This is a genomic window from Mesorhizobium sp. M8A.F.Ca.ET.165.01.1.1 (genome assembly GCF_004792065.1).
Classification (GTDB): Bacteria; Pseudomonadota; Alphaproteobacteria; order Rhizobiales; family Rhizobiaceae; genus Mesorhizobium.
This window is the reverse complement of the sequence record NZ_SRTH01000009.1, coordinates 231,704-244,374: the sequence shown is the minus strand read 5'-3', so window position 1 is coordinate 244,374 and position 12,671 is coordinate 231,704. Positions and strand designations below refer to the sequence as shown.

The window sequence follows — 12,671 nt, the reverse complement described above, 5'->3', positions numbered from 1 at the left end:
CCGTTGGAACGCCAGATGGCGCGCGGAAACTTGCCCGCGATGCGCTCTAGATCGGCGAAGACGCGGTAGCGACGCTCGGCATGGAGCTGGTCGATCGCGTCCTCGAAGAACCGCTGGTAATTCATGTAGGCTTCCCAATTTTGCGCGGGATCATAATCATTGGTCTTTTGGTCGTCCACCGGGCCGATTTGGTCAAAATGCCACGCCCCGGACCTGTTCCTAACGATGGCGGATCGTGGCCTATTCCCAATCCGTGGCACGCTCTTTGGTTCACTTTTGTTTCCGCACGATGCCACATCAAGTGAACGCTGGTTACCTTAGGTTTTAATGGGCAGACGGCGGACTTTCCAGTAAGGCGGTTGTTGAGACAGTTTCCGATAAATCTGGGTAAGCGAGGATTTGGATGGCGGTTTTGGTGACAGGTGGCGCCGGCTATATCGGCAGCCATATGGTCTGGGAATTGCTGGATGCGGGCGAAAGCGTGGTCGTTCTCGACCGCCTTTCCACCGGCTTCGAATGGGCCGTGGCGCCGGAGGCAAAGCTGGTCGTCGGCGATGTCGCCGACAAGGAATTGGTCGGCTCGGTCATCAGGGAGAACAAGGTCGACGCGATCATCCATTTCGCCGGCTCCATCGTGGTGCCGGAATCGGTCGCCGACCCGCTCGCCTACTATGAGAACAACACCTCGAAGACCCGCACGCTGATTGAAACTGCAGTGCGCGAAGGCGTGCCGAACTTCATCTTTTCCTCGACAGCCGCCGTCTATGGCGGCGCCGGCCTGGAACCGGTGCGCGAGGATGCCCGCCTGGCGCCCGAATCGCCTTATGGCCTGTCCAAGCTGATGAGCGAGTGGATGCTGCGCGACGCGGGCCTTGCGCACGACATTCGCTACACGGCGCTGCGCTATTTCAACGTCGCCGGCGCCGACCCGAAGGGCCGCACCGGCCAGTCCACCCCAGGCGCCACCCACCTGATCAAGGTCGCCTGTGAGACCGCGCTCGGCAAGCGCCCGTTCATGCAGGTCTTCGGCACCGATTATCCGACGCCCGACGGCACCTGCATGCGCGACTATATCCATGTCAGCGATCTGGCCGCCGCGCATCGCCTTGCCTTGCAGCGGCTGCGCGCCGGCGGCGCCAGCCTCGTCGCCAATTGCGGCTACAGCCATGGCTATTCGGTGCTCGAAGTGATCGACAGCGTGCGGCGCGCCTACGGGCATGATTTCGAGGTCAGGATGGGCGACCGGCGTCCCGGCGATGCCGCGGCGGTGGTCGCCAATTCCGATCTCGCGCGGTCCGAACTCGGCTGGACCCCGCAGCGCGACGATCTCGACCAGATCGTCAACGACGCCCTGGCCTGGGAGCGCATCCTGACCAGCAAGAATTCCGCACGGGGCTGAGCGCGCTTTCTCCAAGGGCTCGCAAGGCGCGTGGCGACGCGCTATGGAAGCATTCGCGACACGGCGTGGAGGCGCCGTGCCGGGAAGAGCTTTGGGGGATGGCATGAAGATAACGGTGCTTGGAGCCGGCGTCGTCGGTACGGCGGCCGCCTATTACCTGGCCGCCGACGGCCATGAGGTCACCGTGATCGAGCGCCATCCGGCGCCGGCGCGGGGCACCAGCCAGTCGAATGCCGGGCTGGTGTCTCCGGGCGATGCCACCGCCTGGGCCTCGCCGGCGGCACTTAAGACCTTCCTGCGCGGGCTCTACAATCATGATCTCGGCATCAAGGTGCGGCTGCGCTTCGATCCCTATTTCCTCGCCTGGAGTCTGCGCTTCCTGCGCCAGTGCACGGTGGCCCGCCTGCGTGCCAACAGCCAGGTCAAGCTGCGGCTCGCGCTCTATTCGCGCGACTGCATCAACGCCATCTCCAGTGACACCGGCATCCACTATGACGAGCGCAAGAAGGGCATCCTGTATTTCTTCCGCTCGCAGCACAGCCTCGACACCGGCACCGACAATTATCGCTATCTGGCCGAGCATGGCCTGCCCATCGAGATCGTCGGCCGCGACCGGCTGGTCGAGCTTGAACCGGGCCTTGCCGGCGTGAAGGAAAAGATCGCCGGCGGCGTCTACTCGCCGATCGACCAGACCGGCGATTCTCGGCAGTTCGTGGAAAATCTGGCCGCCTATGCGGCCGAAAAGCTCGGCGTGAGGTTTCGCTACGGCACCACGGTCGAGGGCTTCGACATCGAGGGCGACTGGGTGCGCGCCGTGATGACCTCGGCCGGACCGGTCACCGGTGACGCCGTCGTCCTATCGATGGGTCCGGAAAGTGGGCTGCTCGGCCGTCGCTACGGCATCGACCTGCCGGTCTATCCGGTGAAAGGTTACACGGCGACGATTCCCCTGGAAGACGAGAGCAAGGGCCCGACCATGGGCGGCGCCGACGAGGACCAGCTGATGGCTTATTCGCGGCTTGGCAATCGATTGCGGTTGGCTTCGACCGCAGAATTCACCGGCTTCGACCGCACCCACAAGCCCAGCGACTTTGCCACCATGTTCAGGACCGGCAAGGACCTGTTCCCCGGCGCCTTCGACGAGAAGAAGGCGGAGCTGTGGGCCGGTTTGCGGCCAATGATGCCGAACTCGGTGCCGGTCATCGGCCAGGCGAAATACCGCAACCTTTATCTCGACACAGGCCACGGCCATGTCGGCTGGACCATGGCCTGCGGTTCGGGAAAATTCCTCGCCGACCTCGTTGCCGGCCGCAAGCCGGAGATCGATCCGCAGGGACTGGTCTACAGGGGATAAATGTCGGGCCGGCAAGTCGCCATCGACCTTGGCCGCACTGAATGCAACGCGCGCACCATCGTCGAGCGCTGCGCGCTGTCTGATATCAAGGTGTTCGGCGTCACCAAGGGTATGTGCGGCATGCCGCAAGTGGCGCGCGCCATGCCGCGGCGGTGTCGCCGAATCGACGCGGTCAATTTCGTCATGTCGGCCTTCGGCAAGCGGATCCTCTGATCAGCCAACTGCCCCGACCGCCGCCCGCCACGCGCGCGCATACTCCGCCCAGGCCGGACCGGCCGGCGGCTCTTGTGTTTGGCCCTCACCATGCGCGGCTCCTTGATCCGATGCCAGCAGGGCGGCCCCGATGCTGGTGCCCGTCGCGGCTTCCGATGCGATGACCCCACGGCCAGTGCTCGCGGCAAGCATCCGCGTGAACAATTGGTTGCGCGCAAAGGGTCCCTCGACCGTCGTCGGGCCACCGCCGCCGATCAGGTCGAGGCAAGTGGCGGTCATCAGCGCCAGGTAGAAGGAGATGGCGGCAAAGCGCTGGCCGGGAGGGATGGCTTCGCCCTTGCGCCATGCGGCCGCACGGTGCGGAAACGGCCCCGAGCCTTGCTGGGTCGAAGGCAACAGCAATGTCTTGCGCGCCAGCACGGCGGCGACGTCGTTGTCGCTCCAGTCCTGCGCCGCGCCTTCGGTCAGCAGCGAGAATTCCCGACCGCCCATGAAGCGCGCCGAGGGCACGGGATCGCCGAGTGCATTGACATTGACCAGCGTATCCCTTGCCGGGTCGAGCGCCACCGTCCTGCCGGCGACCGCCATCGATACCACCCAGGTGCCGGTCGAGACCACCGAGAAGGGCGGGGCGTCGGACAGGAGATGCGGCAACAGGGAGGCGTTGGAATCGTGCAGGCCGCAAAAGACGGGCGTTTGAGGATCGAGCCCGGTGCGCTGCGCAAGCACGGGCAGGATCGGGCCAAGGCGGTCCCTGGCCGGCCGCACGGGCGCCATCAGGTCGCGCCAGCCCAGGCGGTCGACCAGCGCTGAAAAATCCGCTGTCCAGGGGTTCCACAGATCGGTGTGGCAGCCGAGCGACGTGACCTCGTTGGCGGCGACGCCGGTCAGACGCAGCGCCCAGTATTGCGGGTACATCAGCATCGCGGCGGCCCTGGCGAACTCCGTCGGGAAACTTTGTTGCTGCCAGAAGAATTGCGCACCGAGATTGAGGCCGAGCGGCAGGCGCGGCGTGCCGGTCTCGGCGAAAGGCGGGCGGATCGCGTCATAGTCCGCCGCGAGTTCATCGGGGCCGTCGAATTCATAGTCGAGAACCGGCAGCACGAGTTCGCCGGGGGCATCGACCAGCACGCCGGTCGCGCCATGGGTGGTGATCGAAATGGCGTCGATGCGCTGTTCGCGGTTGAGGTCGGCAAGGCTGTCGAGGATGAACGCCCACAGCGCTTCGACATCGTGATGCGGGTAGGGCGCTTGCCGCAACGGCGCGTTCGCCACCCGGCGCAGCGCCACCTCGCTCAATGTGGCGAGATCGACCAGCGCCACCTTGGCGTTGGTCTTGCCGATATCGATGACGGCGACGTGGCGGATCGCGCTCATTCCATATGGAACATTATTTCCAGCGCAACGGCCACTGGTTCGTTGTCCGGTTTCGTCTCCATGATGTCGGCCATATGGGCCCACCAGCGCTGCATCACAGGATGCTTCGGCAGATCGGCCATGCCGTGACCATCGCGCCGCCACAGCACGCCGAACAGGATGTTCGTCTCGTCGTCGAGATGGATCGAGTAGTCGGAGATGCCGGCCTGCTTCAGCAACGCGACAAGCGACGGCCAGATTTCATCGTGGCGCTTTTTGTACTCGGCCTTCATGCCGGGTTTGAGCATCATCTTGAATGCGCATTTCTCGGACATCAGGCCAGGCGTCCCCCGCGCAGCCGTCGCCATACGATCGGCAGGGCGATAACGATGATCAGCAGCAGGCCAATGAAGATCGACATGACGATGCCGGGCACGTTGAGCAGGCCGAGGCCGAAGGTCACCAGCCCCATGATGAAGGCGGCGAGCACGACGCCCAGAATGCTGCCGGCGCCGCCAAGGATGCTGACGCCGCCAAGCACCACCATGGTGATCACCTCGAGTTCGTAGCCCTGTGCGATCGACGGCCGGGTCGAGCCGAGCCGCGAGGTGATCAGCACCGAGGCGATGCCCGACATCAGTCCGGTCAGGCAGAACAGGATGAATTTTATGCGGCCGACGCGCACGCCTGAAAACTGCGCCGCGACCGGGTTGTTGCCGATGGCGAAGACACGGCGGCCGAAGCTCGTGCGGTGCAGCAGGAACCAGTAGACGACGGCCGCGATGAGGAAGAGCACCAGTTCGAACGACACCACCCACCAGACATAGCCCTGGCCGAAGAAGGCGAAGCTTTCGGGATAGCCCTTGTAGGCCTGGTCGCCGAGGATGATGAAGGCAATGCCGCGAAACAGGCTCATCGTGCCGATGGTAACGACGATGGATGGCAGGCCGAGCCGCGTCACCAGCAGCCCGTTGAAAGCGCCGCAGCCGAGGCCGACGACGATGCCGATCAAGACAAGCACTGGCGTGCCGGCGCCGGCCTGCACCGCCATGCCCATCATGGTCGAGGCGAGCGCGATGATGGCGGCCACCGACAGGTCGATCTCGCCAGAGATGATGAGCAATGCCATGGCAAAGGCGATCAGGCCCTTCTCGGTAAAGTTGAAGGTCAGATCGGACAGCGAATAGGGGTCGAGGAAATAGGGTGAGGCGAAACTGTTGATGGCGAATATGGCGATGGCCACCACGACCAGCAGCGCTTCCCAGGAAAAGATCGCCGAAGAGAGCGGCTTGTCGAGCCGGTCGGGAATGTGTCGAGGGGCGGGGGTATCGGTCATGCGGCATGCTCCAGACGCTGGCGCTGCCCGTCGCAAAGAGCGTCCCTTCTCCCCGTCACTATACGGGGAGAAGGTGCCCGAAGGGCGGATGAGGGGCGGCGCCAATGTTCGGAGGTGCTCAACGTATGCGGCGAGTTCCGGCCGAGGCAAATCGGACCGTTGCTATTCGCAACGATCCTGTTTGCACCGTAAGCGCCGCCCCTCATCCGCCTGCCGGCACCTTCTCCCCGTATAGTGACGGGGAGAAGGGAGCACTTCAACGTCCCGCTCATGCCTCCGCCTTCCTCAGAATAATCCGCCCCTGCTGGCGTTCGCCGCGCGCGTTGAGCACGACGGCCAGGATGATGGCGCTGCCCGAAATCGCCATCTGCCAGAAGGGCGAGATGTTGATGACCGGCAGCGCGTTGGAGATGATGCCGAGGAACAATGCGCCGAGCACCGCACCCCCGACCGAGCCGATGCCGCCCGCGATCGAGATGCCGCCGATGACGCAGGCGGCGATGATGTTGAGCTCATAGCCGTTGGCGACCTCGACCGAGGCGATGACGTACCGCGAAATCCAGAGATAGCCGGCGAGGCCACCGATCATGCCGGAGATGCAGAAGACGATGAATTTCGTGCGGCCGACATCGATGCCGGTATAGACCGATGCCGTCGGATTGACGCCAATGGCATAGATCGAGCGGCCGAGCGCGGTACGCGTCATCAATACGAAGAACAGCGCGATCACCAGGACGGCGATCCAGGACAGCACCGGAATGCCAAGCAAGGCCGCGCGCTGGAAGCCGATGAAATCCGGGCTCATCTTGTCGGCGTTGACCCAGGCGCCGCCCGAAATGACGAAAGTGGCGCCGCGGTAGATGGTCAGCGTGCCCAATGTCACCACGATCGATGGGATGTTGAGCCGCCACACCAAGAGGCCGTTGATGGCGCCGAGCACCAGCCCGACGGCAAGCGCGATTACGATCAGCAGCGGGATCGGGATCGCCGGATGGGCGGCGTTCAGCATCGCCACCACCATTCCGGTGAAGCACAGGTTGGAGGCCATCGACAGGTCGATCGACCGGGTCAGGATGACAACCATCTGGCCGAGCGCCAGGATCATCAGGATCGAGGTGTCGTTGAACACCTGGCGCAGGTTGCCGGGGTCGGCAAAGGCCGGAAAGCGCATCGAGATCAGTCCGATCAGCACGGCGATGGCCGCCAGCAGCCAGATTTCGCGGTATTTCAGGAAAGCCTTCATGCCGCGATCCCCGCTGCCGTCCGGACCAGCGTCTCGGCGTCCAGTCCCTTATTGTCGTAGACCGCCGCGACCAGGCCCTCGCGCATGACCACGACGCGATCGGACATGCCGAGGATTTCCGGCAGTTCCGACGACACCATGATCACCGACAGGCCCTGCGCGACAAGCTCGGCCATGAAGCCGTGCACGGCGGCCTTGGAGCCGATGTCGATGCCCTTGGTCGGCTCGTCCAGGATGATGACCTTGGGCGTCGTCGCCAGCCATTTGGCGATGACCACCTTCTGCTGGTTACCGCCCGAGAGGGTACCGACATCCTGGCTGAGCGAAGAGGCGCGCAGGTCCAACCGCTCGGTGTAGGAGCGAGCCAGCGAAAATTCGTCCGCCAGCCGCAGCATGCCCGATTTGGAGGTGCGGGCGAGCGATGGGAGCGAGACGTTCTGGAAGATCGGCAGGCCGATCACGACCCCTTGCTTGCCTCGCTCCTCCGGCACGTAGACGATGCCGGCCTCGATGGAATCCGCCGCCGATTTTGGCGCGATCGCCGTGCCTTCCAGCGTGATCGTGCCGCCGGATATGCGGGTGATGCCTGATATCGCCTGCATGACCTCGCTGCGCCCGGCGCCGACCAGGCCGTAGAAGCCGAGGATTTCGCCCTTGTGCAATTCGAAGCCGATATCCCTGAACTCAGTCGGGTGCGAGAGGCCGGAAACGGAAAGCACCGGCGCGCCGATTTCGGCCTTGCGCTGCGGAAAGATGTGGTCGACCGAACGGCCGACCATCATGCGCACGATCTGGCTCTGGCCGGCATGCTTGATCAGCCCTTCGCCGACCATCTCGCCGTCGCGAAACACGGTGTAGCGGTCGGCGATGCGGTAGATCTCGTCGAACTTGTGGCTGATGAACAGGATCGCCTTGCCCTGCTCCTTGAGGAACTCGATGAGCAGGAACAGCTCCTCGATCTCCTTCATCGAAAGGGCGGCCGTCGGCTCGTCCATGATGACGATCCGAGAGTCGATCGACATGGCGCGCGCGACGGCGACGAGATGCTTGTTGGCGATGCCGAGATCCCTGAGCCGCGCATCGGCGTCGATATGGCCGGCATGCATGGTGTCGAGCACTTCGCGCGCATTCTTGCGCATCATGCGCCAGTCGATGGTGCCAAAGCGCGTGCGCGGCGCATGGCCGAGAAAAATGTTTTCGGCGACACTGAGATCGTCGAACAGCACGGTTTCCTGATGGATGGCGGTGACGCCAATTCCGAAGGCGGCGTGTGCGCTTGGCAGCGTGACGGCCTGGCCGTCAATGCTGATGGTGCCCGCATCGGGCTGGTAGATGCCGGTCATGATCTTGACCAGCGTCGACTTGCCGGCGCCGTTTTCGCCGATCAGCGCCGTCACCTGACCCGGATAGAGCGACAGGCTGACATTGTGGAGCGCACGGACGCCGGGAAAGCTTTTTGAAATGCCGGACAGCGTCAGGCGTGGGGCCGAGGCCGGAGGCCGCTCCTTTGTCTCGCTGTGTCGGGCCGTCGTGTCCATATCCGTATCAAGCCCTGAATCTAGGTCCGTTTGAAGTCGCGGCGGGATGTGACTCCCGCCGCGCCAGCTTGAAAACTCAGTGATCAATAGATCTTGGAGAACTTCTCGATATTGCTCTTGTCGAACTGGAAGGGCGGAGCCATCGCGGCCGAGTTGGTGTCGTCGAGCGTGACCTTGCCGACACGGCCGATCGACAGCGTCGCACCCGGCTTGGCTTCTTCCTTCTTCACCGCCAGGTCATGGGCGAGGTAGACGGCGGAATAGCCGAGGTCGATCGGGTTCCACAGCGCAACCGCCTGGCTGGCGCCGTTGTCGATGAACTTCTTGAACTCCGACGGCAGCGCCAGGCCTGTGACGTTGACCTTGCCGATCAGGTTCTCGTCGGTGACGACCTGAGCGGCGGCGACGACGCCGACAGTGGTCGGCGCGATGATCGCCTTGAGGTTCGGGTAGGACTTCAAGAGGCCCTTGGCCTCGTCGGTGCTCTTGGCCGAGTCGTCATCGCCATAGACGGTGGCGACCAGCTTGATCTTGGGGAACTTCTCCGGCAGCACCTTCTTGGCCGCTTCGATCCAGGAATTCTGGTTGGTCGCGGTCGAGGAGGCCGACAGGATGGCGACGTCGCCGCCTTCCGGCAGATAGTCGGCGGCGAGCTTGATGATGGTCTCGCCGATCAGGCCGGTGTCGGACGGGTTGAGGTGAAGCTGGCGGCCTTCGTTGGCGACGCCCGAATCCCAGGAGATGACGGTGATGCCGCGCTCCATGGCCTTCTTCAGCACCGGCACCAGCGCGTCGGCGTCATTGGCGGAAATCGCGATGGCGTTGACCTTCTGCGCGATCAGCGAATTGACCACTTCGATCTGCGCCTCGGCGGTCGCCTTGGTCGGGCCGGTGTAGATGATATCGACGTCGCCGAGTTCCTTGGCGGCCTCTTCGGCGCCCTTGTTGGCGGCATCGAAGAAGCCGTTGCCGAGCGACTTCACCACCAGCGCGATCTTGACGTTTTCCGCGTAGGCGGCATTCACGAACATGGCGGCCGAGATGGCCGCCGTCACCATCAATTTCTTCAAGAAGCTCATCTGATATCCTCCCTTGAGCGTTGCATTCCATCGCCGCTGCGGGCGTGAGTCGGTCTCAGGCCTGCAGTGAAGATTCTTCCTTTGTCGACTTGCGGGCGACGATCAGCGTCACCCCCGCGGTTTCCAGCATCTTGGCTTCGCGGTCCTCGATGCCGTCGTCGGTGATGACGGTGGCGATACGCGAAAGACCGCACAGGATCAGGCTGGAGCGTTTGCGGAATTTCGAGGAATCGACCAGCACCACCAGTTCGTCGGCCTGGTCGATCAGCTTCTGCTCCGCCTGGATCAGCAGCGGATCGCCTTCCATCAGGCCGAGCGGCCCCAACCCTTGAGCGCCCATGAACATGCGGCGCGCGTAGAAATTGCGCGTCACGTCATTGTCGAAGGGCGACAGGATGATGTTCTGCTCGCGGTAGATCGTGCCGCCCGACAGCATCACCGTGTTCTTGGAGTGCTTGAGCAGGTGCTCGGCGATCGGGAACGAATTGGTGAAGATCGGCATGCGGCGGCCGGTCAGGAAATGCACCATCTGGAAGGTGGTGGTGCCGCCATTGATGATGATCGGCTCACCGTCCTTGCACAGTTCCACCGCTTCGCGGGCGATGGCCCGCTTCTGCGCGGCGTTGAGCGTTTCGTTGACGGAGAAGGGCCGGCCGGCCAGCCCGATGAACTGCGGCGGCGAGATCGCCTCGGCACCGCCGCGCACCCGACGCAGGCGTTTCTGCACATGAAGAGCCGCGATATCTCGTCGGATCGTCGCCTCGGACGACTCCGTCAGGTCGACCATTTCCTGCACCGTCACCACAGGTTTTTCCTGGACGGCGGACAGAATGATCCTGTGGCGCTCTTTTTCGTGCATGGTTCCTCCCTGCCTGAGCATCTAGGCACCCAAAACGAGCAGTGTCAATCATTTGCGATCATATAATTTCATTGTGCAGTGCAATATGATCGATCTTGATCGTTTGTGATTGACAAGTTTGTGTCTTGCGTAGACATTCCCAGACGAAAACAGGGGTGCATCGTCCGCGCTCCAAGGGAGGATTACCTATGCTCGACAAGCGCTCCGGCTCGCGCCTCGCCAATCTGTGGGATGATGCGAAGGCCAAGGGGATGAGCGATCCCGAGCTGCTGGTCTATCGCTCGAACACGCTCGGCTCCGACAAGCGCGTCACCAACTATGGCGGCGGCAACACTTCCTCGAAGATATGGCAGAAGGATCCGCTCACCGGCCAGGATGTGGAAGTGCTGTGGGTGAAGGGCTCGGGCGGCGACAGCGCTTCGATCAAGCTCGATGGCTTCGCCACTCTCTACATGGACAAGCTGCAGGCGCTGAAGGGGCTTTATCGCGGCGTCGAGCACGAGGACGAGATGGTGGGTTATCTTCCCCACTGCACCTTCAACCTCAATCCGCGCGCGGCCTCGATCGACACGCCGCTGCACGCTTACGTACCGAAGCCCTTCGTCGACCATATGCATCCCGATGCCATCATCGCCATCGCCGCAGCGAAAGATTCCAGGGCGCTGACCAATGAAATCTTCGGCGACGCCATCGGCTGGCTGCCGTGGAAGCGGCCGGGCTTCGAACTTGGCCTGTGGCTGGAGAAATTCTGCGTCGAGAACCCTGAAGCCAAGGGCGTCATCCTCGAAAGCCACGGCCTGTTCACCTGGGGCGATACGCCCAAGGCGTGCTACGAGACGACGATTTCGGTGATCAACCAGGCGATCGAGTGGTTCGAGCGCCGCTCCGAAGGTGTGGCGATCTTCGGTGGCGAGGTGGTAAAGTCGCTCGACGCCGCGGCTCGTCGTGCCATCGCCGCGAAACTGATGCCGAAAATCCGTGGCCTGATCTCGGAAAAGAGCCACAAGATTGGCCACTTCGACGATTCGGCCGCCGTGCTCGAATTCGTCAACTCGAAGAATCTGCGCCCGCTGGCCGCACTCGGCACCTCATGCCCGGACCACTTCCTGCGCACCAAGATCCGCCCGCTGGTGATCGAATTCGATCCGGCAAAGCCCGATGTCGATGCCGTCATCGCGCGCCTCGCCGACGACATTGCCGAATATCGCGTCGGCTACCAGGCTTATTACGACAGCTGCAAGCATCCGGATTCACCCGCCATTCGCGATCCCAACGCCGTGGTCTACCTGATGCCCGGCGTCGGCATGTTCACCTTCGCCGGTGACAAGGCGACGGCGCGCATCTCGGGCGAGTTCTACGTCAACGCCATCAACGTCATGGGCGGCGCGTCCACCGTCTCGTCCTATGTCGGCCTGCCCGCGCAGGAGGCTTTCGACATCGAGTACTGGCTGCTGGAGGACCTGAAGCTGCAGCGCATGCCGAAGCCGAAGTCGCTCGCCGGCCGGATCGCGCTGGTCACCGGCGGCGCCGGCGGCATCGGCCGCGCCACGGCCAACCGGCTGCTGCGCGAAGGCGCCTGCGTGGTGCTGGCAGATATCGACGAGGCGGCGCTCGCGGGCGCCAATGACGAGCTGGCCAAGGCCTATGGCAAGGATTTCGTCCGCCCGGTGCTGATCAACGTCACTTCGGAGGACCAGGTCGTCGCCGGCTTTGCCGAGACCGCGGTCGAGTTCGGCGGCATCGACATCCTTGTCTCCAATGCGGGGCTAGCCTCCTCGGCGCCGATCGAGGAGACGACGCTGGCGCTGTGGAACAAGAACATGGATATATTGTCGACCGGCTATTTCCTGGTCTCGCGGGAAGCATTCCGGCTGTTCCGGGTACAGAAGATCGGCGGCAATATCGTCTTCGTCGCTTCCAAGAACGGCCTTGCCGCATCGCCCAACGCCTCTGCCTATTGCACCGCCAAGGCCGCCGAGATCCATCTCGCCCGCTGCCTGGCGCTGGAAGGCGCGGAAGCCCAGATCAGGGTCAATGTCGTCAACCCGGACGCCGTGCTGCGCGGCTCGAAGATCTGGACAGGCGAGTGGAAGGAACAGCGCGCCGCCGCCTACAAGATGTCGACCGACGATCTGGAAGAGCACTACCGCTCGCGTTCGATGCTGAAGCGCTCCGTCTTCCCGGAAGACATCGCCGAGGCGATCTATTTCCTGGCCTCCGACATGTCGGCCAAATCGACGGGTAACATCATCAACGTCGACGCCGGCAACGCGCAGAGCTTTACGCGCTGAGCT

11 protein-coding genes are annotated in these 12,671 nt (G+C 63.3%); 4 read left to right on the top strand and 7 right to left on the bottom strand.

The genetic code is table 11. The features are described from left to right. Positions 1-403 precede the first annotated feature (403 nt). From galE to EN808_RS23345, 3 genes are all read left to right on the top strand, one after another. On the top strand, positions 404-1,399 hold the full coding sequence (gene galE, locus EN808_RS23355) for a UDP-glucose 4-epimerase GalE (RefSeq protein WP_127276972.1): 996 nt from the start codon (positions 404-406) through the stop codon (positions 1,397-1,399). Between the two features lie 103 nt (positions 1,400-1,502). Then, positions 1,503-2,753 (top strand): D-amino acid dehydrogenase, encoded by a 1,251-nt coding sequence (locus EN808_RS23350; RefSeq protein ID WP_127276974.1) that lies wholly within the window; start codon positions 1,503-1,505, stop codon positions 2,751-2,753. Next, a complete protein-coding gene (locus tag EN808_RS23345) occupies positions 2,754-2,966 on the top strand; it encodes a hypothetical protein (RefSeq protein ID WP_210212410.1) in 213 nt (70 codons plus the stop codon). It abuts the gene before it with no gap. Here EN808_RS23345 and EN808_RS23340 read toward each other — a convergent pair whose 3' ends face one another. From EN808_RS23340 to EN808_RS23310, 7 genes are all read right to left on the bottom strand, one after another. Further along, positions 2,967-4,343: an FGGY-family carbohydrate kinase gene (locus tag EN808_RS23340; protein WP_135916986.1), complete on the bottom strand. Its 1,377-nt coding sequence runs from the start codon at positions 4,341-4,343 to the stop codon at positions 2,967-2,969. Then, the gene (gene rhaM / locus EN808_RS23335) at positions 4,340-4,657 is read right to left on the bottom strand and encodes an L-rhamnose mutarotase (protein WP_135916985.1); all 318 of its coding nucleotides are present in this window, start codon (positions 4,655-4,657) and stop codon (positions 4,340-4,342) included. The genes EN808_RS23340 and rhaM overlap by 4 nt, the downstream gene beginning before the upstream one ends. Beyond that, positions 4,657-5,658 (bottom strand): ABC transporter permease, encoded by a 1,002-nt coding sequence (locus tag EN808_RS23330; protein ID WP_135916984.1) that lies wholly within the window; start codon positions 5,656-5,658, stop codon positions 4,657-4,659. The genes rhaM and EN808_RS23330 overlap by 1 nt, the downstream gene beginning before the upstream one ends. A 268-nt stretch (positions 5,659-5,926) precedes the next feature. Then, a complete protein-coding gene (locus EN808_RS23325) occupies positions 5,927-6,901 on the bottom strand; it encodes an ABC transporter permease (RefSeq protein ID WP_135916983.1) in 975 nt (324 codons plus the stop codon). Then, positions 6,898-8,439 carry a sugar ABC transporter ATP-binding protein gene (locus tag EN808_RS23320; protein WP_135916982.1) on the bottom strand — a complete coding sequence of 514 codons (1,542 nt, stop codon included), beginning with the start codon at positions 8,437-8,439 and terminating at the stop codon, positions 6,898-6,900. The genes EN808_RS23325 and EN808_RS23320 overlap by 4 nt, the downstream gene beginning before the upstream one ends. An 83-nt stretch (positions 8,440-8,522) precedes the next feature. After that, the gene (gene rhaS / locus EN808_RS23315) at positions 8,523-9,518 is read right to left on the bottom strand and encodes a rhamnose ABC transporter substrate-binding protein (RefSeq protein ID WP_135916981.1); all 996 of its coding nucleotides are present in this window, start codon (positions 9,516-9,518) and stop codon (positions 8,523-8,525) included. 55 nt (positions 9,519-9,573) lie between these two features. Continuing rightward, the gene (locus tag EN808_RS23310; RefSeq protein WP_027145694.1) at positions 9,574-10,377 is read right to left on the bottom strand and encodes a DeoR/GlpR family DNA-binding transcription regulator; all 804 of its coding nucleotides are present in this window, start codon (positions 10,375-10,377) and stop codon (positions 9,574-9,576) included. Positions 10,378-10,565: 188 nt separating this feature from the next. On the opposite strand from EN808_RS23310, the gene EN808_RS23305 reads away from it, so the two are divergent. Further along, positions 10,566-12,668 carry a bifunctional rhamnulose-1-phosphate aldolase/short-chain dehydrogenase gene (locus EN808_RS23305; protein ID WP_135916980.1) on the top strand — a complete coding sequence of 701 codons (2,103 nt, stop codon included), beginning with the start codon at positions 10,566-10,568 and terminating at the stop codon, positions 12,666-12,668. The last annotated feature ends 3 nt before the right edge of the window (positions 12,669-12,671 follow it).